General features: G+C 69.5%; 15 protein-coding genes. 12 read left to right on the top strand and 3 right to left on the bottom strand.

Annotated elements, in window-relative coordinates; genetic code table 11:
• The first annotated feature begins 148 nt into the window (after nt 1-148).
• Entirely contained in the window at nt 149-1,423 is a 1,275-nt protein-coding gene (locus tag EV192_RS38905) for a KamA family radical SAM protein (protein WP_132123640.1), read from the top strand.
• A gap of 14 nt (nt 1,424-1,437) precedes the next feature.
• Nucleotides 1,438-2,694, top strand: a complete 1,257-nt coding sequence (locus tag EV192_RS38910) for a pyridoxal phosphate-dependent aminotransferase (RefSeq protein WP_132123641.1) — start codon at nt 1,438-1,440, stop codon at nt 2,692-2,694.
• A 143-nt stretch (nt 2,695-2,837) separates the two neighbouring features.
• Here EV192_RS38910 and EV192_RS38915 read toward each other — a convergent pair whose 3' ends face one another.
• Entirely contained in the window at nt 2,838-4,136 is a 1,299-nt protein-coding gene (locus EV192_RS38915) for a hypothetical protein (RefSeq protein ID WP_132123642.1), read from the bottom strand.
• Nucleotides 4,137-4,250: 114 nt separating this feature from the next.
• On the opposite strand from EV192_RS38915, the gene EV192_RS38920 reads away from it, so the two are divergent.
• From EV192_RS38920 to EV192_RS38965, 10 genes are all read left to right on the top strand, one after another.
• Nucleotides 4,251-5,042 (top strand): integrase, encoded by a 792-nt coding sequence (locus EV192_RS38920; protein WP_132123643.1) that lies wholly within the window; start codon nt 4,251-4,253, stop codon nt 5,040-5,042.
• A 63-nt stretch (nt 5,043-5,105) separates the two neighbouring features.
• Nucleotides 5,106-6,566, top strand: coding sequence for a benzaldehyde dehydrogenase (locus EV192_RS38925; protein WP_132123770.1), 1,461 nt, complete (start codon nt 5,106-5,108; stop codon nt 6,564-6,566).
• Nucleotides 6,567-6,948: 382 nt separating this feature from the next.
• Nucleotides 6,949-13,350 carry a type I polyketide synthase gene (locus EV192_RS38930; RefSeq protein WP_243727350.1) on the top strand — a complete coding sequence of 2,134 codons (6,402 nt, stop codon included), beginning with the start codon at nt 6,949-6,951 and terminating at the stop codon, nt 13,348-13,350.
• Nucleotides 13,344-17,225 carry a type I polyketide synthase gene (locus EV192_RS38935; RefSeq protein WP_132123645.1) on the top strand — a complete coding sequence of 1,294 codons (3,882 nt, stop codon included), beginning with the start codon at nt 13,344-13,346 and terminating at the stop codon, nt 17,223-17,225. Before EV192_RS38930 ends, EV192_RS38935 begins: the two co-directional genes overlap by 7 nt.
• Entirely contained in the window at nt 17,212-17,490 is a 279-nt protein-coding gene (locus EV192_RS38940) for an acyl carrier protein (RefSeq protein WP_132123646.1), read from the top strand. Before EV192_RS38935 ends, EV192_RS38940 begins: the two co-directional genes overlap by 14 nt.
• A complete protein-coding gene (locus EV192_RS38945) occupies nt 17,491-18,264 on the top strand; it encodes an alpha/beta fold hydrolase (protein ID WP_132123647.1) in 774 nt (257 codons plus the stop codon).
• Complete coding sequence (locus tag EV192_RS38950; RefSeq protein WP_132123648.1) at nt 18,261-19,403, top strand: glycosyltransferase; 1,143 nt, start codon at nt 18,261-18,263, stop codon at nt 19,401-19,403. The genes EV192_RS38945 and EV192_RS38950 overlap by 4 nt, the downstream gene beginning before the upstream one ends.
• Nucleotides 19,403-21,205 carry a class I SAM-dependent methyltransferase gene (locus EV192_RS38955; protein WP_132123649.1) on the top strand — a complete coding sequence of 601 codons (1,803 nt, stop codon included), beginning with the start codon at nt 19,403-19,405 and terminating at the stop codon, nt 21,203-21,205. The genes EV192_RS38950 and EV192_RS38955 overlap by 1 nt, the downstream gene beginning before the upstream one ends.
• Complete coding sequence (locus EV192_RS38960) at nt 21,202-22,080, top strand: GHMP family kinase ATP-binding protein (protein ID WP_132123650.1); 879 nt, start codon at nt 21,202-21,204, stop codon at nt 22,078-22,080. Before EV192_RS38955 ends, EV192_RS38960 begins: the two co-directional genes overlap by 4 nt.
• Before the next feature lie 85 nt (nt 22,081-22,165).
• Nucleotides 22,166-22,999, top strand: a complete 834-nt coding sequence (locus tag EV192_RS38965) for an SAM-dependent methyltransferase (protein WP_132123651.1) — start codon at nt 22,166-22,168, stop codon at nt 22,997-22,999.
• On the opposite strand, the gene EV192_RS38970 is transcribed toward EV192_RS38965, so the two are convergent.
• Together EV192_RS38970 and EV192_RS38975 are read right to left on the bottom strand one after the other, a co-directional pair.
• Complete coding sequence (locus tag EV192_RS38970) at nt 22,996-24,591, bottom strand: solute symporter family protein (protein ID WP_132123652.1); 1,596 nt, start codon at nt 24,589-24,591, stop codon at nt 22,996-22,998. The two genes, EV192_RS38965 and EV192_RS38970, sit on opposite strands and share 4 nt — an antisense overlap.
• Nucleotides 24,588-24,938 (bottom strand): DUF485 domain-containing protein, encoded by a 351-nt coding sequence (locus EV192_RS38975; protein WP_132123653.1) that lies wholly within the window; start codon nt 24,936-24,938, stop codon nt 24,588-24,590. The genes EV192_RS38970 and EV192_RS38975 overlap by 4 nt, the downstream gene beginning before the upstream one ends.
• Nucleotides 24,939-24,963 lie beyond the last annotated feature (25 nt).

Consider the following 24,963-nt stretch of genomic DNA (forward strand, 5'->3'; position numbering starts at 1 on the left):
TGGCCAGCCGCGCCGCCGCGCCGGCCCGGCGCATTGTGTGGAATTCCGGACATGAGAAATTGTGTTCGCCGGCCGTGAGCCCGCCACGAATATCCGAAAGAGGGGTCAACCAGGGTCCGTACGCTGGGCCGATCCTTATCATGGATATATGACATTGCTGGCGGAGACCGTCCCGCCGACCGCGCGTTTTCGCGCCTACGGGCCGCGACATATCGACGACATCGCGGTGCGTTACGGCCTGTCCGCCGAGATCGCCGGCACAATTCGCGCACTCGCCAGGGTGCTGCCGTTTCGGGTCAATGAGTATGTCCTCGAAGAACTCGTCGACTGGTCGAATGTGCCGGCCGATCCGATTTTCCAACTGGTGTTCCCGCAACGCGGCATGCTGCCGTTGGCCGACGAGCTGCGGCTGGCCAGCCCCGAGCCGTCGTTCATCCACCGGATCCGGGCCGGGCTGAACCCGCACCCGTCCGGCCAGCTGCGCAACGTGCCCATTGTGGACGGTCGGGAACTGCCGGGGATCCAGCACAAGTACGCCGAAACCGTGCTGTACTTCCCCAGCCACGGCCAGACGTGCCACTCGTACTGCGCCTACTGCTTCCGGTGGGCCCAGTTCGTCGGCGACACCGACCTGAGGTTCGCCGCGCCCGACCCGGCGGACCTGGTCGCGTACCTGCGCACCCGGCCGGCCGTCAGCGACGTGCTGCTGACCGGCGGCGACCCGATGGTGATGTCGAGCGACCGGCTCCGCGCGCACGTCGAGCCGCTGCTCGGGGTCACCTCGGTCGAGACGGTCCGGATCGGCACGAGATCGGTGGCGTACTGGCCGTACCGGTTCACCACCGACCAGGACGCCGACGACGTCCTGCGGCTGTTCGACCAAGTCATCGCCGCCGGCCGGACGCTGGCCGTGATGGCGCACTTCGCACACCCCCGCGAGCTGGCCACCGACGAGGCACAGCGCGCGCTGGCCCGGATCCGGTCGACCGGCGCGATCGTGTACTGCCAGGCGCCGTTGGTGGCGCATGTCAACGACGACGCCGGCACGTGGTCGGAGCTGTGGCGGCGCGAGCTGGCGGCCGGCGCGGTGCCGTACTACATGTTCGTCGAACGGGACACGGGCCCGCACGACTACTTCAAGGTCCCGTTGGCCCGCGCGGTGGAGATCTTCCAGGCCGCGTACCGGACCCTGCCGGGGCTGGCGCGGACGGTGCGCGGGCCGGTGATGTCCGCGACCGCGGGCAAGGTCGTGATCGATGGCGTGACTGACGGCTTCTTTCAGTTGCGGATGCTGCAGGCCCGTGACCCGGCGCTGGTGGGCCGGCCGTTCCGGGCCGCGTACTCGCCAAGCGCGTGCTGGTTGGACGAGTTGCACATGGACTGCACCACACCGGCTGATATTGCCGAGGGGATCACGGGGTGAAGGGAGCACAGACGATGGCTGGCTGGCGCGTATCGCCCAACCTGGCCCTCAACCAGCAGGTCGCGGCGCGGGTGGCGAACGGCGAGTCCATTGTGCACATGGGGTTCGGCGAGGCGCGGCTGCCGGCGTTCGGGCCGTTGGTCCAGCGGCTGGTCGCCGGCGCGGGTCGCACCTCGTACGGGCCGGTGGCCGGTGGGCGCGCGGTGCGGGAGGCCGCGGCCGGGTACTTCTCCCGGCGGCGGATGCCGACCAGCCCGGACCAGATCGTGGTCGGGCCGGGCAGCAAACCGTTGTTGATGGCCCTCAACCTGGTCGTCCCCGGGGACGTGCTGCTGCCGAAACCGGCGTGGAACACGTACGCGCCGCAGGCCGAACTGGCCGGGAAGAAGGCGTTCCACGTGCCGATCCCGACCTCCGCGGGCGGCGTGCCCGACCCGGGGGCGTTGCGGGAGACCATTCTCGCGGCCCGCGCGCTCGGCCGGGACCCACGGATCCTGATACTGACGTTGCCGGACAACCCGACCGGGACGCTGGCGTCGCCGAAACTGGTCCGCGAGGTCTGCGCGGTCGCCGAGCAGGAGGACCTGCTCATCGTCTCCGACGAGATCTACCGGGACCTGGTGCACGACCCGGCGACCCCGTTCGTGAGCCCGGCCGAGCTGGCGCCGCCGCGGACCGTGGTCACCACCGGCCTGTCCAAGAGCCTCGCGGTGGGCGGCTGGCGGATCGGCGCGGCCCGGTTCCCGGACGGCCCGTGGGGCCAGAAGATCCGGGACGGCGTGCTGTCGTTCGCCAGCGAGGTCTGGTCCACTTTGGCCGGTCCGATGCAGGAGGTGGCCGAGTACGCCTTCAGCGAACCGCCGGAGCTGCGGCAACGGCTGGCCGACAGCGCGCGGCTGCACGGTGTGGTCGCGGCCGCGGTGCACCGGATCATGGTGGACGCCGGCGCGGTCTGCCGGCCGCCGGCCGGCGGTTTCTACGTCTACCCGGACTTCGGCCCGGTCCGCGGCAAACTGGGGCTGCTCGGCGTCACCGACTCGGACTCGCTCGCCCAACACCTGCTGGACGAGCACGCGATCGTGGTGCTCGCCGGGCACCTGCTGGGCGACGACTTCGGCGCGCTCAAGTTCAAAGCCGCCACCAGCATGCTTTACGGCGACACCGCGGAGTTGCAAGAGCAGGCGCTGGCCGCGGCCGATCCGCTGCGGCTGCCGCATATCAGCGACACGCTGACCAGGATCGATGAGGCATTCACCAAGCTGTGCGCGTGAGTCATCGCGTCAAGCGTGAGAAAATCATGATCCGCGGATGAGTTCATCGTCAGTCGATCGGTGAACATCTCCCGGGCACGAACATTCATTAATGGGTTGTTCGTGGTCAGGAGGAGTAGCGAAATGAAAGTGTTCTGGGCGGGTCATTCATCGGTCTCGTAGGCCCGCCACTCCCAGAGCATGTGCAGCCCGAAATCCACCGGCACACTCGGCCGGTCGATCGGGTACAGGGCCGGCGGCGGGTCCCGGAGCATCACCTGCTCGACCGCGTCCGCGATGTCCGCGATGTGCACCAGCCGGTCCGCCCGGGACGGCTCGCCCGGCATCCCCGGCCCGTACGGGGTGTCCGTGCGGATCACCGACACCCCGGGCAGCGGCTCGTCCCCGCCCAGCCGGATGGTCGCCTTCGCGCCCCGCGCGGGCTGGTCGCCGTCGTAGACCACGACGTCCGCGGGGGAGTCCCGGGTGACCGGATAGCCGCGGCCGGCCAATGTGAACAGCAGGTACTCGCCCAGGTACCCGTCGACCGCCACGCGCACGCTCAGCGGCCGGTCGCTGCTCTTCGGCGCCGTGCCCATGCCCGAGCGCAGACCGTCCCAGGCGAACGCGTGCAGCCGGCGGGACGAGCCGAGCGTCGACAGTGCCCGGTCGAGCACCAGGCCGGACCGGCTCACCCCGTGTCCCTCGAACCGGTTCACCACGCCCATGGTGAAACCGGTCAGCCAGACCGCGCGCTCCTCGGCCGAGTCGAAGTCCGCGGCCGTCGGCAGGTCCGGGATGGCGAAGCGGCGCAGGTACTCGTCGGTCAGCATGGTCCGCCACCCGTCCGACATCCGCACCGCGCACTGGGCGAACCCGTGCGCGTAGAACGGGACCACCGACAGTTCGGCCAGGCCGGGCTCGTCACCGGCTTCCGGATCCTCGCCGAAGAAGCACGCGGAGTTGTTCTCCGCCAACGAGTAGTCGACCAGGTTCGGCACGGCCAGAAAAGCGGGAACCCGCTCTCGTTTCAGGAACCGGTGCAGCAGTACGGACTCTGGCCAGTGGCCGCCGTGTTCCCTGACGTAGCCGACAAAGCCGCGCGCGACCTCGTGCGGCAGGACGGTCCCGGCGGTCGGCACGTACTCGCTCGCCGCCGGCACCCACCGCGCCCCGGCCAGCGCACCCTGGCGCACGGCCGCGCCGTTGCGGGTGTTGGCCGCGGTGAACAGCACCAGCGCCGCGTCCGGCATGGTCTTGGCCGCGTTCTGCACCCGCTCGAAGAACGTGGTCGACGTGACGGCGTTGTCCGGCAGGAGAAAGTGGTGCGTCGATCCGTCCGGAATGGACAGCCAGGCGGCCGAGGTGCGATCGGTGACCACGTCAAGCGTCCCACCGGCGAGAACACGCGCCCGGCCGGTGTGGTTCGGATGGGTCACCACGGCCCCGGTCACCCGGGTCATCTCCGGGTGCTACCCGGGTCCGTCACTCGTAACCTCCCAGTACGTAGCTGCTTGGCATTAAACACCGGCCGGCTTGTCTTGTCACCTGCCCCCTGGGATGCCACACTGCCGGCCGTGCGGGTGTCGTTCGCGACCGGACAGGGGTCGGGGGAGTCCAATGAGGACATCGCGGCCACGGCCGGTGACGTGGTGGTCGTCCTGGACGGCGTCAGCAAGTGGTACACGGACGAATCCGGCTGCGGACACGGCACGGTGTGGTACGTCCGGCAGTTGGCCGACCGGATTCTGAAGCACGCGGGCGGTGCCATCTCGTTGACCGAGGCGGTCGGCGGCGCCATCGCGGACGTCGCCGGAATGCACGGCGGCACGTGCGATCTGGATCACCCGTGGAGCCCGGCCGCGACCGTCGCGGTCCTGCGGGACTCCGTCAAGTCGGTGGAGTACCTGATCCTCACCGACTGCGTGCTGGTGCTGGCGACCGAACTGGGCACCACCGCGCTCACCGACACCCGGCTGGCGGAGTTGCTTCGCCGCGCCCGCCACCCGGACGCGTCGCCGGAGCTGCGCCGGCACCTGAAGGACGGACTGCACGGGCTGCGCAACCACCCGGACGGCTACTGGGTCGCCAGCGCGGATCCCACCGCCGCCGACAACGCGATCACCGGATGCGTTCCGCGGGCCGCGATCCGGCGGGCCGCGTTGCTCACCGACGGTGCGTCGTGCCTGGTGGACGAGTACGGCCAAGCGACCTGGGCGCAGCTGTTGAACATGGGGCCAACAGAGGTGATCGCGTCGGTCCGTCGGTGCGAGAGATCCGATCCGGACCGTCGTCGCTGGCCGAGAGGCAAGGTGCACGACGACGCCACGGTCGCGTACTGCGACTTCGAGTCCACAGTGGACTCCTGATCGATCTTCCGCTGAACGGAAGTCGTGCTGACGCGGCCCGCGATCACCGGGTACCAGTTCGACATGGCGTTTCTCAGCGGCGAGACATGGCAGGGACGGGTCTTCACCGGCACGTGGGTGACCACGGCCGGTGGCGACGGTGTCGTGCGGGAGCCGGCCAGCGGGCGTGAACTGGGCCGGACCGGCATCGCTGGACCCGTGGACGTGGCGGCGTCCGCCCTGTCCGCCGCTGAGGCGCACCGGACCTGGGCAGCCACCCCGTTCCAGGACCGTGCCGCGATCCTGCGCAGGGCCGGTGACCTGTGGCAGAGGCATGGGACGGAGATCGGCGAGTGGCTGACCCGGGAATCCGGTTCGGTGGCCGGAAAAGTCGGATTCGAGCTACATGTCGCCGCGCAGGAGTGCTACGAGGCCGCCGCGCTGCCAGGCCACCCGTACGGCGAGATGGTCCCCAGTGAGGCGCCACGGCTGAGCACGGTCCAGCGCGTCCCGGTCGGTGTCGTTGGTGTGATCGCTCCGTTCAACGCGCCGCTGATCCTCGCGATCCGGTCCGTGGCACCGGCGTTGGCCCTGGGCAACGCCGTCATCTTGAAGCCCGACCCGCGAACAGCGGTGTGCGGCGGCTTCTCGTTGGCGGCGGTGTTCGAGGAGGCCGGCCTGCCTCCGGGTGTGCTGCACGTCCTTCCCGGCGGCCCGGAGGCAGGCGCGGCCCTGGTGGCCGACCCGAACGTGCGGGTCATCTCGTTCACCGGGTCCACCGCGGCCGGTCGCCTGGTGGGCGAGGCCGCGGGGAAGCACCTCAAGCGGGCGCACCTGGAACTGGGCGGGAACTCCGCGCTGATCGTGTGCCGGGACGCGGACCTGGACCGCGCGGTGGGCGCGGGCGCGTGGGGCTCGTTCTTCCACCAGGGGCAGATCTGCATGACCACCGGCCGGCACCTGGTGCACGAGTCGATCTATCCGGAGTACGTGCGGCGGCTGGCGGACAAGGCGGACAAGCTGACCGTCGGCGACCCGGCGACCGGGGACTTCGCGTTGGGACCGGTCATCGACGCCGGCCAGCGCGACAAGATCCACGCGCTGGTGACCGAAAGTGTCGCGGCCGGCGCCACGCTCGCCGCGGGCGGGACGTACACGGACCTGTTCTACCGGCCGACTGTGCTCGCGGACGTGACCGCGTCGGTGCCGGCGTACCGAACCGAAGTCTTCGGCCCAGTCGCGGCCGTGACCCCGTTCGCCTCGGAGGACGAGGCCGTGAAGCTCGCCGCGGACAGCGAGTACGGGCTGTCCCTCGGCATCCTGACCGGGGACGCCATGCGTGGCCTGGCGTTGGCCGAGCGGATCCCGAGCGGGATCGTGCACGTCAACGACCAGACCGTGAACGACGAGGCGAACGTCCCGTTCGGCGGGGTCCGGGCGTCCGGCACCGGCTCTCGGTTCGGCGGCGCCGCCGCCAACATCGCGGCGTTCACCGAGACCAGGTGGGTCACGATGCGCGCGGACGTGCCTGGCTATCCGTTCTGAGAACTCACCCGTAACGGTGTGTTGTGGATCACCGGGAGCTGGTCGGCAGAACCGGTCATCGGGGCGGGGACTCACGCTGGTGAGGGGTTCCGTGGTGGGTTCTTGTGGTGCCGCGACAACGATGGCCCGATACGTGAGAAGTTCTCACCGCAGGAGTGGACGCGGGTCGGGTTTGTTTGTACGGTGATCGGCGGGTGACACCGAGTGGACCGCCCTGCGAGCATTGTCCACCCGTCGTCCGGTCAGCGTTGACACAATTTGTTGCGTCAAAATGAAACGGTTGTCAACGGCCAGGAAACGTCCCGTTGGGGTGACGCTCCGGTCGTTCACCGCTGGTTTCCTTTCACATCCCATTCCCTGCCGGTGTGGAGGAGGAATCGACTTGAGCGTACTTTCGTGTCGTGACCTGGTCATAGGTGTGAGTCCACTGGCCGAACCGCATGCCGCCCTGGTGGTGGCGGTCGGCCGCGCCGGCGGTCTCGGCGTGCTCGACCTCGGCGACGACCGCGCGCCGGCGCTGGCCGCGCTCGACCGGGTGCGGGACCGGCTCGACGGCGGCTTCGGCGTCCGGCTGGCCGGCGACTGCCCGGTAACCGTGGCCGACCTACCCGACGACGTTGACACAATCCTTACACCCCAACATATCCACGGTAACGGCCGGCGAGTGCTGGTGGAGGTGACCACGGTCGCGGAGGCCCTCGCCGCGGTGGCTGCCGGCGCCGACGGGCTCGTCGCGCGTGGCTGCGAGTCCGGTGGCCGGGTCGGCGAACTGACCACCTTCGTGCTGCTGCAACACCTGCTCGCCGAGGTCGACGTGCCGGTGTGGGCGGCGGGCGGCATCGGGCCGAACACCGCCGCCGCGGCCGTCGCCGGCGGCGCCAATGGCGTCGTCCTGGACAGCCAGTTCATCTTGGTGAACGAGGTCCGCGATTACCTGAGACCCGAGGTGACAGCCGCGATCGCGGCGATGGACGGCGCTGACACCGCCATTGTGGGCGGCCGAAGAGTGATTCAACGACCAGGTCTGGACACCGTGCTTCCGGTCGGCCAAGATGGCGCGCTCGCGCGTGGACTGAGCCAATCGGGTGTTACCGCCGGCGGTGTTGTGCAAATAGTTCGTGAAGCTGTTCATACCAATCTGCGCACGGCCGCGGAAAATCCGCCTTTGCGCGGAAATGGCGTCTTCTGTCGACGAAATCCAGGGCTGCGCTATCCGCTGGCGCAAGGCCCGATGACGCGTGTGAGCGACCAGCCCGCGTTCGCCGAAGCCGTCGCCGAGGCGGGCGGGCTGCCGTTCCTCGCGTTGGCGTTGATGACCGGCGAGCAGACCGCCGCCCTGCTCAACAGCACCGCCCAGCGCCTCGGCGACCGGCCGTGGGGTGTCGGCGTCCTCGGGTTCGCGGACCCGACTCTCCGGGAAGCCCAACTGACGGCCGTGCACGCGGTGAAACCGCGGTACGCGATCGTCGCGGGTGGCAACCCGGCGCAGGCCAAGGACCTGGAGGCGGCGGGGATCTCGACGTTCCTGCACGTGCCGTCGCCGGCACTGCTGCGCCGGTTCCTGGACGAGGGCGCGCGCAAGTTCGTGTTCGAGGGGTGGGAGTGCGGCGGCCACACCGGCCCACGGTCGAGTTTCACCCTGTGGGAACAGCAGATCGACGTCCTGCTGGACCGGCCGGACCTGAGTGACGTGAGCGTCCTGTTCGCCGGCGGCATCCACGACGAGCGTTCAGCCGCGATGGTCTCGGCGATGAGTGCCCCGCTCGCTGCGCGTGGCGCGGCCGTCGGCGCGTTGATGGGAACCGCGTACCTGTTCACCAGGCAGGCGGTCGAGCACGGCGCGATCCAGCCGGTGTTCCAGCAGGTCGCCGTCGACTGCGCGGACACCGTGCTGCTGGAGACCTCGCCCGGACACAGCGTGCGCTGCGCCAAGACGTCCTATGTGGACATGTTCGAGCAGGAGCGCGCGCGACTGTTGGCCGAGGGTGTGACCAGGCAGGACGCGTGGGAACAGTTGGAGAAGCTGAACCTCGGCCGGTTGCGGATCGCCAGCCGCGGCCTGCGCCGGTCGGGTGCCGAACTGGTCGCGGTGGCCGAGGACGAGCAGCGGTCGACAGGCATGTTCATGATCGGCCAGGTCGCCACGCTCCGGGACTCGCTGACCGACATCGCCACCCTGCACGAGGACGTCACCCGCGGCGACCTGCTCGAAGCCCGGTGGTCCGCGGTGTCCGACGACGCGCCGGAAGCTCCGGCCGAGCCGCTGGACATCGCGATCGTGGGGATGGCGGCGATGCTGCCGGGCGCGGGCGACGTCGCCACGTACTGGTCCAACATCGTGTCCGGGGTCGACGCGGTCACCGAAGTACCGGCGGAGCGCTGGGATCCGGCGCGGTACCCGGACACCCCGTCCCGCTGGGGCGGTTTCCTGTCGCCGGTTGCCTTCGACCCGCTCGCGTACGGCATCCCGCCGGCCTCGCTCACGTCCATCGAACCCGCGCAGTTGCTGGCTTTGGAAGCCGCTGCGCGGGCGCTCTCGGACGCGGGCTACGCCAAGCGAGCCTTCAACCGGGACCGCACTTCGGTGATCTTCGGTGCCGAAGCAGGCGCCGACCTAGCCAATGCGTACACTGTACGCTCCGCACTACCTGCGCTGTACGGCAGCACGCCCGAAGAACTGGACGAGTACCTGCCGCGCCTGTCCGAGGACTCGTTCCCGGGTGTCCTCGGCAACGTCATCGCCGGCCGGATCGCCAACCGGCTCGACCTCGGCGGCGCCAACTACACCGTTGACGCGGCCTGCGCGTCCAGCCTCGCCGCGCTCGACGTTGCGTGCAAAGAGCTGCGCGCCGGGTCGAGCGACTTGGTCCTCTGCGGTGCCGTCGACCTGCACAACAGTGCCCACGACTTCATGATGTTCGCGTCCGTACAGGCGCTGTCGCCCAGCGGCCGCTGCGCGACCTTCGACTCGGCGGCCGACGGCATAGCGCTGGGCGAAGGCGTGGCATGCGTTGTGCTCAAGCGACTCGCCGACGCCGAACGCGACGGCGACCGGATCTACGCGGTGGTCAAAGGCATCGGCGCGTCCAGTGACGGACGGTCCCTTGGCCTGACCGCGCCACGCGCCGACGGACAACGCCGCGCACTCCAGCGGGCGTACCGCGCCGTCTCCATTGAGTCCGTCGGGCTCGTGGAGGCGCACGGGACCGGGACTGTGGTGGGGGACCGGACCGAATTGGCCGCGTTGACCGAGATGTTCACCAAGCTCGCCCCCGGAAGCTGCACGATCGGGTCGGTCAAGTCCCAGATCGGCCACACGAAATGCACGGCCGGCCTGGCGGGTGTGATCAAGGCGGCGACCGCCGTGCACACCGGAGTCCGGCCGGGCACTTTGCACGTGACCGAGCCGAACGCCTACTGGGACGCCACCACCAGCCCGTTCGCGTTCGGCCGCCGAACGTGGTCGGCGCCGGCCGCCGAACGCACCGCCGGGATCAGCGCGTTCGGTTTCGGCGGCACCAACTTCCACACGGTCATCACCGGATACAGCGGAGCCGACGAACCCCGGCACGGCCTACGTGAATGGCCGGCGGAACTGGTCGTCTTCCGGGGCGCGACCCCCGAGGCGGCCCAACGGGCGTCGGCCCAACTGGCCCGGCTGGTCGAGGCGAACGAAGCCGCCGGCCGTCCCTGGCCACTGCGTGCCCTCGCCGCGACCGCGGCGGCCAGCACCCAGCCGATCCAGGCCGCGGCGGTCGTCACGCACCACGACCAACTGCCCGACGTGCTCGCGTCGGTCGCCGCCTGGCAGGAGTCCGACCTGGTCAAGCTGCGGAGCGCGACCGAGCCGCCGAAGGTCGCGTTCCTCTACTCCGGCCAGGGCAGCCAACGTCCGGGCATGCTGCTCGACCTGTTCACCACGTTCCCCTGGCTCCAGCGAAACCTGCGGCTGGCGTCGGGTGCGTACGAGGACGTGATGTTCCCGCCCGCCGCGCTGTCGAAGGACGACAAGGCCCGGCAGCGGGCGGCGATCACGGACACCACGGTCGCCCAGCCCGCGCTGGGCATCGCGGGCCTGGCGATGACGGAACTGCTGGCGTCGTTCGGCATCCGACCGGACCTGGCCGGCGGCCACAGCTACGGCGAGCTGGTGGCGTTGTCCGTCGCGGGCGCGTTCGGGCCGGAAGACCTGCTTCGGTTGAGTTCGGCGCGGGCCGCGGCGATCGTGTCGGCCGTTGGCGAGGATCCCGGGACGATGGCGGCCGTGTCAGCGTCCCTTTCGGACATCCGGGACCTGCTGCCGGCCGGTGTGGTGGTGGCCAACCACAACTCGCCCCAGCAGTTGGTGATCTCCGGTGCCACGGAAGCGATGGCATCGGCGGTCGAGAACCTGCGGTCCGCCGGCGTGTCCGTGCGGACCATCCCGGTCGCCGCCGCGTTCCACAGTCCACTCGTGGCGGACGCTTCGTACACGTTCGCCGGCACATTGGCCACGCAGCACATCGGCTCGCTGGACATCCCGGTGTGGTCCAATGTGGATGCTCGACCGTACGGCCAGGACATCCCGGCCACGTTGGCCGCCCAGCTCACCAGTGGCGTCCAGTTCGTCGACCAGATCGAGGCGATGTACGCGGCCGGCGCCCGGGTGTTCGTCGAGGCTGGGCCGGGCAGTGTGCTGACGTCGTTCGTGCGCAAGATCCTTGGTGACCGGTCGTTCACAGCGGTCTCGTGTGACGGGACGCCTGGCGTCCCCGCCTTGCTTCGAGCCGTGGCAGCGCTCGCGGTCGCCGGCGTTCCGGTCGACACCGTGCCGATGTTCGCCGGCCGGGCCGAACCGGTCCGCCTGGAGGACGTTCCCCGACGACCCCAGTGGTACGTGGATGGAGGACTTGTGCGTGACACCAACGGGAAACCCCTCGCCGGCGGGCTCCGCCCGGCGACCGAGGCCCCACGCCTGACCGCGGGCGTCTCCAGAGACTCCATCGTCAAGGAGTTCCTGGACGGGATGCGCGAAGCCGTTGCCGCGCAACGTGATGTCATGCTCGGCTACCTCGGCACCACCACGGCCCCGCTCGTCGTCGAGCAGCCTGTCGTCGAGCCGGAACACGTGCCGGAACCGGCGGTGGCGATGGACGTGGGCAGCGTGGTGCTGGCGACGATCAGTACCCGTACCGGGTATCCGCCAGAGATGCTGGATCCCCGGCTGGACCTGGAGGCGGACCTGTCCATCGACTCCATCAAACGGACCGAGATCATCGGCGAGCTGGCCACGGCCCTCGGGGTGACCGGCGACAGCGCGACCGTGGACGAACTGTCGAAGATCAAGACCATCGAGGGCATCGTCGGCTGGTTCGACCAGCACGACAAGCCGGCCGACGTGGTCGCGCCACCGGCGGTGACCAGCGTCCGCCCCACCCGCCAGGTTCCCGAGTTGGTGACTTTGGACGCGTGCCCGCCGCGGGCCGATGTGCTCGCCGACCGGCGGGTGCTGATCGTCGGCGACGGCGGCGGCATCGGCCTGGAGATCGCGGACCTGGTGGAGCGGTTCGGTGGGTCGACCAGAACCGTGCCGGGCATCGCCGACGTGCCGTCCGGGGTCGACTACGTGATCCACCTCGGCGGCCTGCGCCCGGACGAGGAGTGGCTGCTGCCCGCGGTCTACCAGGAAATCAGGACGTGCCTGGCCGGGCCGGTGCGCGGGTTCGTGGCCGCCACGGCCGGCGGCGGCACGTTCGGGTTCGGTGAGACCGCCATCCCCGCCGACCTGGGCCTGCACGGCCTGGTCCGGACCGCGGCCAAGGAGTACCCGGACATCCACGTCCGGGCGGTCGACGTGAACCCGAAGGACAGCCACCGCGCCATCGCGACCGCCCTCGTCGCCGAACTGACCGCGGTCGACGGACCAGCTGTGGTGGGTCACGCGTCCGGCCGGCGTTACGCGATCCAGCTCAAGGAAACCGCTGTACCCCAAGGAGATCTGAGCCTGGACGAGCAAAGCGTGGTGCTGCTCACCGGTGGCGCGCGGGGCATCACCGCGCTGGCCGCGATCGCGTTGGCCGAACGGACGGGCTGCCGGATCGAGCTGATCGGCCGGACCCCGTTGCCGCGCGCACAGGAGGATCCCCGGACGGCGGCGGCGAAGGACGAGCCCGCCCTTCGTCGCGCGCTGATCGAGACCGGCCTACGTGACCGGGATGAGATCGCCGCGACGGCACGGACCATCCTCGCCCAACGCGAAATCAAGTCCACAATGGAGCAACTGCGCCAGTCCACGGCCTCGGTCCGTTACCACGCCTGTGACGTGCGGGAAGCCGGTCCGGTGATCGAGGACATCGTCGCGCGCTTCGGCCGGCTGGACGGCGTCATCCACGGCGCCGGTGTCCTGGACGACAAGCTGATGGCGGACAAGACCGTCGAAGCCTTCGCCCGTGTCTACGACACCAAGGTCGACGGCGCCAAGGCGCTTGAGGCGGCGCTGCGGCACAACCCGCGCTTCATGGTGTTGTTCGGCAGCATCAGTGGGGTGGCCGGCAACCGGGGCCAGGCCGACTACGCCGCCGCCAACGACACCCTGGACCGGCTGGCGAGATTCTGGTCGACGCAGACCGACGCCCACGTGGTGAGCGTGGACTGGGGCCCGTGGTCGGGCAGCGGGATGGCCGCGGACCTGGCCGGCGAGTACGGCCGCCGGGGCATCGGCCTGATCGACCCGAAGGACGGGGTCGACTGCCTGCTCAACGAGATCGCGGCCGGCGAGGACGTGCAGGTGGTCTACCAATGCTAGACATCGCGATCGTCGGTGTCGGAGCCCTGTTTCCCGGAGCGGCCGACGCGTCGGCGTTCTGGCACAACATCGTCAACGGTGTCGACTCGATCGGCACGATCCCGGCCGCCCGCTGGGATCCGGACCTGTACTACGACCCCGCCGGAACCCCGGCGAGCGACCGGTTCTACTGCCGGCGCGGTGGCTTTCTCGACGACCTCGCCGTCTTCGACGCCGGCCGGTTCGGCATCATGCCGTCCACTGTGGACGCGGCCGAGCCGGACCAGCTGCTGGCGTTGAGCGTGGCCGCCGCCGCGATCGCCGACATGGGCGGCGAGCAGGCACTGCCGAGCCGGGATCGGGTCGGTGTCGTGGTGGGTCGTGGTGGCTACCTGACGCCGGGCTGCGCGCGGCTGGACCAGCGCGTGCAGGTCAACCAGCTGGTGTCGGTCGTGCGCGACCTGCTGCCCGGGGTGGACGAGCGCGAGCTGCGGGCCGCGTTGCGCTCGAAGCTCGGCCCGGACCAACCTGAGGCGTCCATCGGCCTGGTGCCGAACCTGGCCGCGTCCCGGGTCGCCAACCGGTTCGACCTGCACGGCCCCGCGTACACAGTGGATGCCGCGTGCGCGTCCGGGTTGGTCGCGGTCGAACACGCCGTGCGTGAACTGTCCGAAGGCCGGTGTGACGCCATGCTGGCCGGGGCCGTGCACGTGTCCCATCACCCCACGCTGTGGAGTGTGTTCACGCAGCTCAAGGCCCTCAGCGTGACGGAGCGGATTCGTCCCTTCGACAGCAAGGCCGACGGCACGCTGCTGTCCGAAGGCGTCGGGATGGTGCTGCTCAAGCGTGCCGCGGACGCGATGGCCAGTGGCGACCGGATCTACGCCGTCATCCGCGGTGTCGGGACCGCGAGCGACGGCCGCGCAACGAGCATGATGACACCGAACCCGGCTGGCCAACTCCTTGCCGTACAACGAGCCTGGCAAGGTCTCAATCCGGGCGACGGACTCGGCCTGATCGAAGCGCACGGTACGGCCACCCCCGCCGGCGACGCGGCCGAGGCGCAGACCATGATCAACGCCTTTGGGGCGCACGGCTCGAAGATCGGCATCGGCACGGTCAAATCCATGATCGGGCACGCGATGCCGGCGGCCGGCATGGCCGGACTCATCAAAGCCGCGCTGGCGTTGTACCACGCGACCCTGCCGCCCACCCTGCACGTCGACGAACCGCACGAGAAGCTCCGGGGCACCCGGTTCGAGCTCATTCACCAGGCGCGGCCGTGGGACGATCCACATAGGGCGGTGGTGAACGCCTTCGGGTTCGGCGGGATCAACGCGCACGCCGTCCTCGAACGCGCCCGCGACAGCAGTCCGGCCGTGCCTGAGCTGCCGGTGCCCGTGTTGACGCTGTCCGCGGACACTCCTGCGGACCTCGAACGTGACCTGCTCGCCGACGATGAGGACCTGCTGGCCCGTGCGCGCAGTCGGACACCGGCCGGCGATCTGCCCTGCCGGCTGACAGTCTGGGCCCCCGACACCCGGAAACTGAAGCTCGCCAGGCAGATCGCCGGCCGGGCCAAGGCGTGGACCGGCCGGCACGGCATCTGGTTCGCGCCCCGACCGTTGCTCACCAGGAAGGACCAGGTCGCCTTCCTGTTCAGTGGTTTCGAGCAGCGCGGCACGGGCGAGCTGACCGGCGAGGAGTCCGTTGTGGACCACGCGATCGGCCTGCTGCGGGCTGGCCGTGCGCAGGCACAGCGGCTCAAGGCGGCGGGGATCGTGCCCGCCGCCCTCGCCGGCCACAGCATGGGGGAGTGGACGGCGATGGCGGTCGCCGGCATCTACCCGACCATCGACGAGTTCGTCGAATCCCTCCGGCCGGGCATGGTCGCCGTCGCGGACGTCGTCTACGCGGCCCTCGGCTGCGACGCGGAAACGGCACACCGGGCAGTCACCGGGGACGTGGTCGTCAGCCACGACAACTGTCCCCATCAGTCAGTCATCTGCGGCCCGGCCGACCAACTGGCCGACGTGGTGGAAACCCTGAAGGCGCAAGGTGTCCTGGCCCAGGTGATGCCGTTCCGGACCGGCTTCCACACACCCGCGCTCGCCCCTTTCCTGGCGACCGCAAGGACAACCGTCGACAGCATCGCGGTCCAGCCACCCGCTGTGCCGGTCTGGTCGGCGACCTCGCTCGCACCCATGCCGGACGACCCGGCCGAGATCCGCGACCTGGTGCTGCGGCACCTGGTCGAACCGGTCCGCTTCCGGCCGATGATCCACCGGTTGCACGAAACCGGTATCCGCGCGTTCGTCCAGGTCGGCAAAGGCAGCCTCACAGGTTTCGTGGAGGACACCCTCGGCGACCGCGAGCACATCACGGTGACCGGCGACTCAGCCGACCGAACCGCCGCCGCACTGTGGGCCTTCGGCCTGAACCGGGGCCGTCTGCTGAATCTCGGTGTGCCCCGAATCAGGCTCGACCCGATAGCCACCCACCCGATCACCCAACCAACGTCGATTCCTGAGGATTCGCCGGTCAGCGCGGCCTTGACCGCTGTCCTCGCGGAGACCACCGCGGCCGCCCGCCAGGTCGTCGAAGCCCTGTCGAAGCCCACCCACCCGGCCGAAGCCAGGTTCACCCGGGAGTTCTCGCTGGCGACCATGCCCGAACTGGTCGACCATGCGATCTTCCCGCAGGCCGACGGGTGGGCCGAAGTGTCCGACGGGTTCCCGACCGTGCCGATCACCGGCCTCCTGGAGGTGATCAAGGACGCGGCCCGGACCGTGGCGCCGGACGGTGTGATCACCGGGGTCGAGTCCGTGCGGGCGATGCAGTGGGTCGTGGTCGAACCCGCTACCGAGGCCACCATCACGGTCCGCCGCAAGGGAAACCGGATCCACGTCCGGGTTGGTGACTACGCCGAGGGCTGTGTCCTGGTGGCCGACAGGTATCCGCAGCCCGACAACCGGACCATGCCCGAGTTCGTCGACCCCAGGCCGGCGCCGGTCCCGGCGAGCCGGCTTTACCGAGACGGCTGGATGTTCCATGGGCCGCGGTTCGCCGGGGTCATCGGGATCGAGACGCTCGCCGACAACGGCATCACGGGCACGGTGACCGTCCTGCCGGCGCCGGGCGCGTTGCTGGACAACGCCGGGCAGGTGATCGGGCACTGGATGCAGGTGAGCCGGGACGTCGACCAGACAGTCCTGCCGACCGGCATCGACGCGGTCCGCTACCACGGGCCGACACCGGAAGTCGGGCAACGGATCCAGTGCACCAGTTGGATCACCGAGGTCACCGCGGAGCACATGCGCGCGGACGCGGAACTGCGGACGTCGGACGGGACGCTGTGGTGCCGGATCGAGGGCTGGACCACCCGCCGGTTCACCACGGACGACCGGATCTGGCAGGTCAAACTCCGGGCCGAACGCAACACCCTGGCCGAGCCGCAGCCCGGCGGCTGGGTGATGGTCACCGAGAAGTGGGCGGACAGCGCGACGCGCGAACTGATGATGCGCCGCTATCTCACCGCCGCGGAACGCGACCAGTACCGGCGGCTCGACCTGCGCACCCAGCGCCAGTGGCTGGTCGGCCGGGTCGCGGTGAAGGACGCGGTCCGGACGTGGCTGTGGGACCGCGGCGCCGGCCCGATCTTCCCCGCCGAACTCACCGTCATCGACGAGGGCGACGGTGTGCGGGTCACGGGCGCGTTCACCACCCCGACCGTCTCCGTGGCGCACTGCGTGGATCCCACCAAGCCGTCGGGGGGTGGGTGCGCGGTGGCGATCGCCGGCGACGACCCGGTCGGCATCAGCGTCCAGCCCACGGTCGCCGACGGCGAGACGTCCTATGTGGTCGATCTGACAGGAGCGGATCATGTCCGATACTGACGTGCTGGACGAGGTGGTCCGGATGATCGAGGAAGTGGTCGGCGCGGACGTCCTGCTGGGCATGGCGGTCACCCCGGAGACCACGTTCTCGGACGACCTCGGCCTGGAGAGCATCGAGTTCGTGGCGCTCGCGGACAAGCTGCGCGAACGGTACGGCGATCGCGTCGACCTCGTCGCGTTCCTCGGCGACATGGACATCGACGAGATCATGGCGATGACCGTCGGTCGGCTGGTCGACCACATCGAAGCCCCACCGGCCGCGTAGATGGCCGAGATCCACGTCCGCGGCCTGCGGTTCCACGTCCAGCGACTGGGCCCGTCCGAGGGACCCGTGGTGGTGTTCGTGCACGGCCTGGTGATGGACAACTTGTCCAGTTTCTACTACACGCTGGCCGCGCCGCTGGCCCGGGACGGCATCCACACTGTGCTATTTGACCTACGCGGCCACGGCCTGTCCGCCCGGCCGAAAGCCGGTTACACGCCTCAGGAAAGCGCGTCGGACCTGCTCGCCATCCTGGACGAGTTGGGCATCACCGAACCGGTGTACCTCCTGGGCAACAGTTACGGCGGCATCGTCGCGATGCACACCGCGCTGAAGGCGGCCGAACGCGTCGCCGGGGTCGTGCTCGTGGAGGCCGCGTGCGCGGGCACACCGGGCGAACTGTGGGTGGAGGACATCGTGAACACCCTCAGCGTGGCCGCGCTCGGGCTGGAGTTCGACCGCACCCAGGACCAGTTGCGAACGCTGGGCCAGCGTAAGGTCGCGAAGCTCGCCGGCAACGCGGACGCCCTGCTCAACGGCACGTCGTTGATCGACGACCTGATGTCCGGCGCGCTGCTGTCCAAACAGGACCTCAAGGAGGTCCAGTGCCCTGTGCTCGGCGTGTTCGGCGCCGAGTCGGAACTGGTGGACGCGGCCCAGGACCTGGCGACGCACGTACGGAACTGTGAGCTGCACGTGATTCCCGGCCTCGGCCACACGGTGTTGCGCGAGGCGACCGGGGACCTCCTCAGCCTGATCCGGGGGTGGCTCGGATGAGCCGGTACCTGTTCGTCGTCCCGCCGCTGACCGGGCACGTCAACCCGACCGCAGCGGTGGGCGCCGAGCTGCGTGCCCGTGGCCACGAAGTCGCCTGGGTCGGCCATTCCGGGACGTTGACACCGTTGCTCGACGACGGCGCGACGATCTTCCCGGCCTTGGCCGACAGTCTGGAACGGGACATCCAGGACGCCCGGCGGCGATGGCTGGAGCTGAAAGGCTTCGCGGTCCTCAAGTTCCTCTGGGAGGAGTTCCTGATCCCCTTGGCGCACGCCATGATTCCCGGTGTCGACAAGGCGGTCTTCGAGTTCGTCCCGGACGTGGTCGTCGCCGACCAGCAGGCGCTCGCCGGCCCGGTGGTGGCCCGTGCCTCGGAGATCCCGTGGGTGACGTCGGCGAGCACCTCGGCGGAGCTCGTCCGTCCACTTCAGACGATGCCGAAGGTGGAAGAATGGATCCGCCGGCAGCTGGCCGCCCTGAGTGAGTCCGATGTGGACATCAGGTTCTCGGAGCTGCTGGTGCTGGCGTTCACCACGGCTGAACTGGTGGGGGACAGGGCATTTCCCGACCACTACGTCTTCACCGGGCCAGCCCTGCGGCGGTCGGAGCGGACCGAGTTCCCCTGGGAATGGCTGACCGAGGGGAAACGACGGGTCCTGGTGTCGCTCGGCACGCTCAACGGCGCCGCCGGGCACCGGTTCTTCGGCGAGGTCGTCACCGCCGTCAGCGACCTCACCGAAGTCCAGGTGGTGCTCGTCGCGCCGCCAGGCGTGGTCACGGCCCCGCCGCATGTGCTTGTGACGGAACGTGTTCCGCAGTTGGCGCTGATGAACCACGTCGAAGCGGTGATCTCGCACGGCGGCCACAACACCGTGTGCGAGGCACTGGCCCACGGGTTGCCGTTGGTCGTCGCCCCGATCAGGGACGACCAGCCCATCATCGCCCAGCAGGTGGTTGACGCCGGCGCGGGGCTCCGGCTGAAGTACGCGCGGGTCCGCGCACCCGAGATCCGGGCGGCCCTGGACGCCGTGCTGCACAACCCCGAGTACGCCGCTGGCGCACGCCGGGTCCAACAGTCCTTCCGGGCCGCGGGCGGCGCGTCCGCCGCGGCCGATCATCTTGAGGCGGTGACGGTGTGATGTCGTGGATCCTGTTCGGGCTGGTGGTCGCCTACCTGCTGCTGGACGCTGGGAAACTGCGCGCGCGGGCCGGGCAGTTGCGGGTGTTGCGGCTCGCGGCCGGCGACTCCGAGGACTTCGTGTCCTATCCGGCGGACCTGCCCGGCGACGTCCGGGAGTCGGCGATCGAGTTCGTCCGAGCCGAAGATCTCGGCCTGGTGGACGTAATCCCGGCGAACCTCAGCACCACGGCCGCGGTCGACCTGCTCCGGACGGTCGAGCCGGCGAAGTACCGCGGCGGCCGGTGGGTGCGCGGGATCAGCGCGGGTGACGCGATCGTGTGCGGCCGTAAGGCGATCGACAAGCTGGACGTCAAGGAACCCAGTGATCCCACCGAGTTCGTGACGTTCGCCCGGCGGGTCAAGGACCGCGAAGGCGTCAGCGTCGACCTGGCCGTGGCGCCGACGCTCAAAGCGAAGCCGTACGACTTGTCGACCAGGGCCGCCCGGCTGCGGCAACTCGGCAAGCGCCCGGCGCTGTGGACCGCGGGTTCGGTGCTCGGCTACCTGATTGTGGCCGGGACTGTGGTGTGGTCTTGGCCGTGGGGCTTGATCGCCGCCGGTTTGTACCTGCTGCATCCGGTGCTCGCGTTCGCGGGAACTCCGTTGCACCCCAAGGATTTGGTTGTCGCTTCGATCCTGCGGCCGGTGTACACGCCGTACCTGTGGGTGCGGACGATGGCCGGCCGCTGGCGGTCGGCCGAGGAACGGGCCCAGGACGAGAACATGGTCGCGCTGATCCCGGTGTACGCCGACGAGATCAGCCGCGGCACCGACCGCTTCTTCGAAACCCGTCGAGACACCTGCCCGGCGTGTGGCGCGACTCAGTTGGAGCTGTGCGTGACCAGTACGGACCTGGTGCAGCGCAAACCCGGCGAGTTCACCATGGACCGTTGCGTCCCTTGTGGACACTTCTTCCAGAACCCCCGGCTGACCCCGGCCGGTCTGGACTTCTACTACCGCGACTTCTACGACGGCCACGGCGCCGGCGCGGCCGAGGCGGTGTTCGCCGGCGGGCCCGAGCCGTACTACGACCGGGCCCGGATGGTCCAGCCGTTCACCACCCCGGTCCGGTGGCTGGACGTGGGTTCCGGGCACGCGCACTTCTGCCGCGGCGCCAAGGAGATCCTCCCCGAGACCACGTTCGACGGCCTGGACCAAGGGGCGGCCATCGACGACGCGGTCACCCTCGGCCGGATCAGCCGGTCCTACCGCGGCGGCTTCAAGGAGTTCGCCGGCGAGATCGCCGGACAGTACGACGTGGTCAGCATGCACCACTACCTGGAACACACCCGCGACCCGTGGGCGGAGTTGGACGTCGCCGCGTCGGTCCTGCCGGACGGCGGCTACCTGCTGATCGAGCTGCCCGACCCGGAGTGGCGGCTGGGCCGGCTGTTCGGCCGGTACTGGATGCCGTGGTTCCAGCCGCAGCACCAGCACATGATGCCGATCGGGAACCTGAAGGCGGCCCTGGCCGACCGCGGCCTGGAACCGATCGCCGAGGAACGCGGCAAAGCGCACCTCTGTAACGACTTCGTCCTGTCCAGCTACCTGTTCCTGGCGAACATCGCGCCGCGCTCGCCGTCGCCGTGGCGTCCGGCGAAGCCGAAGCTGAAAGGCGTGCGGAGCGCGGCGGTCTGGACGCTCGGAATCCCCTGGCTGGTGATCGCGGGCGTGCTGGACAAGACCGTGAACCAGACCATCGCCAACCGCCACGACCGGGGCAACGCCTACCGGGTGCTCGCCCGCAAGGGGGTTCGATGACCGACCTGGCCGACCGGCCGGACGTCTCGCCGGAGCTTCGCCTTGTGCCGCACGCGTTCCGGGAGGCGTTCGGGCGGTCGGCCGAAGGGGTCTGGTATGCGCCCGGTGTCGTGCCGCTGATGCCGGGGATGTCGGTGTGCGCGCGGTGGGGCGCGATCGTCGCGGGCGAGCGGCGGACCGACCGGATGCTGGAACTGGTCTCCATCAACAGACCCGCCGAACCGGTCCGTGTTCCACTCAACGAAACCGTAGACTTGCCAAAGTGGGCTAGACCGGTAGCGGGAATCGTCAAACGTCTGGAACCCACGGGCGCCACCTTGTTGTGCAGTGTCGACCTTCCGGCCGGCTCCGGCCTTTCGTCACCGAACGCACTCGCTTGTGTCGCAGCGATTGCGCTGCGTGATCTTGGTCGGCCGGACCTGTCGGACGACGATCTCCTTGCCCTGATCGCAGAGTGCGCACCGCACGCGGAGGCCGCGTTCGCCGGCCACACCACTGGTCTGAACCTCGACGGCACGTCGGTCCTGGTCATCGACACCCGCCTGCGCAGCGACACGCCGGTCACTGTTGTTGACTATCCCACATCTGACTTTCCGGGCACCGATAATCCATCCACGCGCCTTACGGTTTTCCACCGCGCACAGACAAGCACGCGAGAACAGGACCTTGCTGTTGCCGCCGCGCTCGATGCCGGCGCGGACGGCGCGTCGATGCTGGTAGACGAACCGGGACGGCCCGTCGCGGCCCTCGCCGATCCCACACGGATCAGTACGGTCCGGGCGTATGTGTCCGACGCGTTCCGGAGCGCTGAGCTGCGCGTGCCCAGGTATCTGACCGTTCGTCCTGCCGCTGGAGCCGTCCGAATAACCGCTTAACGACTGTATGTCGCCCGTCGCGCTGGGTAAGCCCGTACTGTAGACAGTGATCAGCTTGCTCCACAGGCATGACGGGAACCAGGGGATGACGACTCGGGGTGATGACTCACGGGCAACGCCCGTCCGGATAGACACGGCCAGGCCGAGCATCATCCGCGTCTACGACGCGATGCTCGGTGGGAAGGACAACTTCCAGGCCGACCGCGACGTGCGCGACAAGTTGCTGGCGCTCGACCCGGAGTTCGGCAGAGCGTCGTGGGACATCCGTGAGTTCACCATGCGGGTCACCAGATTCCTGGCCGGCGACATCGGCGTCGGCCAGTTCGTCGACCTGGGCGCGATCCTGCCGACGTCGGAGAACACGCACGAGGTGGCCCAGCGCCTCAACCGCGAGGCCACCATGGTGTACGTGGCGATGGATCACGCGGTGCTGGCGCACGGCCGGGCCCTGCTCGCCGACAACGACCGCACCCACATGGCGGAGGCGGACTTCCGGCAGCCCCAGCAGGTGATCGAGAACACCACGGTCGCCAAGTACATCGACTTCGACGTGCCGATGGCCCTCTTCCTGGTCGGCACCATGCACCACGTGTCGGACCGGCGTGACCCGGCGGGCATCGTCGCGGCGTACATCGACGCCATGCCGTCCGGCTCGTACCTGGCCCTCGCGCAGATGTCCGACCCGGGGCCGGACCACGAGCTGGCACCGCTCGCCCAGCAGGTCACGGAGGTGTACCGGCAGGCCGGCTTCCCCTGCTGGTTGCGCACACCCGACCAGGCCGTGGCCATGATGGCCGGCCTGGAGCTGTTGGAGCCCGGGATGGTGACGCTCGCCGACTGGTGGCCGGACGGCCCCCGGCTGCGGCCGTTGTCCCCGGTGCAACGGCTCGTCCACGGAGCCGTCGGCCGCAAGCCCTAGCCGGCGCCGATCCCGGTGATGGACCGCACTTCCATCTCCGCGTGTCGGTCCTGCTCCTGCGGACGTGTCCGGCTGAACCGGGTGCCGAGGTAGCCGAGCAGGAACGACAGCGGGATCGACACGATTCCCGGGTTGCTCAACGGGAAGATGGCGAAGTCCACGCCCGGGATGATCGACGTTGGCGTGCCGGACACCACCGGCGAGAACAGGATCAGCAGCAGGCACGAGCCCAGCCCGCCGTAGATGGAGCACATCGTGCCCGTGGTGTTGAACCGCGGCCAGAACAGGGTGTAAAGCAACGTCGGCAGGTTCGCCGACGCCGCCAGCGCGAAGGCCAGCGCCACCAGTGAGGCCACGTTCTGGCCGGTGGCGAGGATGCCGCCGCCGATCGCGAGCAGGCCGATCACCACCGCGGTCAGCCTGGCCACCCGGACTTCGGCGCCCGGCTCGGGCCGGCCGTGCTTGATCACGTTCGCGTACACGTCGTGCGCGAACGACGCCGACGCCGTCAGTGTCAGGCCCGCGACCACGGCGAGGATCGTGGTGAACGCGACCGCCGAAATGATCCCGAGCAGTGCTTCGCCGCCGATGTGGTACGCCAGCAGGGGAGCGGCCGAGTTCTCCGCGCCCGGCGCCTGGGCGATGGCCGTGGAGCCGACGATCGCGCTGGCGCCGTACCCGATCACCAGGGTGCACAGGTAGAACAGCACCATCACCCAGGTCGCCCAGACGACCGACCGGCGCGTCTGCTGCGCGTTCGGCACGGTGTAGAAGCGCATCAGCACGTGTGGCAGCGCGCCCGCGCCGAGGACGAGTCCCAAGGAGAGGGACACGAAGTCCAACTTGGATGTTCCGGACTTTCCGTACTTGGCGCCGGGTTCCAGCGCGGCCTGGCCCAGCGAGCTCTGTTCGACTGCCTTGCCCAACAGGTTGGACACGTTGAAGCCGAACTTGCCGAGGATGAAGACGCTCATCAGGGCCACGCAGACGATCAGCAGGGTGGCCTTGATGATCTGCACCCAGGTGGTGCCCTTCATCCCGCCGATCAGGACGTAGCTGATCATGATCACGCCGACCACGCCGATCACCAGCGCCTGGCCGCCGGTGCTGTGCACGTCCAGCAGCAGCGCGACCAGCGCGCCGGCGCCGGCCATCTGGGCGAGCAGGTAGAAGAACGAGATGACCAGGGTGGCGTTGGCGGCCGCGGCGCGGACCGGCCGCTGGCGCATCCGGAAGCTGAGGACGTCGCCCATGGTGAACCGGCCGGTGTTGCGGAACCGCTCGGCGACCAGCAGCAGCGGCACCAGCCAGGCGACCAGGAAGCCCACTGAGAAGAGGAAACCGTCGTATCCCTGCACCGCGATCGCACCCGCGATTCCCAGGAATGACGCGGCGGAAAGGTAGTCGCCGGACAGGGCGATGCCGTTCTGCAGGCCGGTGAACCGGGCGCCGGCCGCGTAATAGTCCGCGGCGGTGGCATTTCGGCTGTTCACGCGGTAAACGGTGAACAATGTGACGGCGACCACACCGAGGAAAATGCTGACGTTGACCCCGGGGCTGCCGGCCGCGGCGGCCAGCGGCAGGTCCCTCATCGACCCGCCCTGAGCTCGGCGATCGCCGGGTCGAGGGTCCGCCGGGCGAACCTCAGGTAGCCGAGCATGATCGCTACCGTGGTCAGGAACTGGGACAATCCCAGCAGCAGGCCGACGGTGATGTTCCCGAACACCCGGGTGCTCATGAAGTCGTGCGCGTACGCGGCCAGCAGCACATACGTCAGGTACCAGGTCAGGAACAGGCCGGTCATCGGCAGCACGAAACGCGTCAGCCGCCGGCGCAGCGCGATGAATTCCGGGCTGCGGTGGATTGCCGTGAAGTCCGGACCGGGATCCTCGGGCGGCGGAAAATCATGGTCCTCGGAAAAGGACGGCACGGTTTTCATCGGAGTCCTCCGCGGGCCCGGCTGG

Source organism: Actinocrispum wychmicini (assembly GCF_004345645.1).
In the GTDB taxonomy this organism is placed as follows: domain Bacteria; phylum Actinomycetota; class Actinomycetes; order Mycobacteriales; family Pseudonocardiaceae; genus Kibdelosporangium; species Kibdelosporangium wychmicini.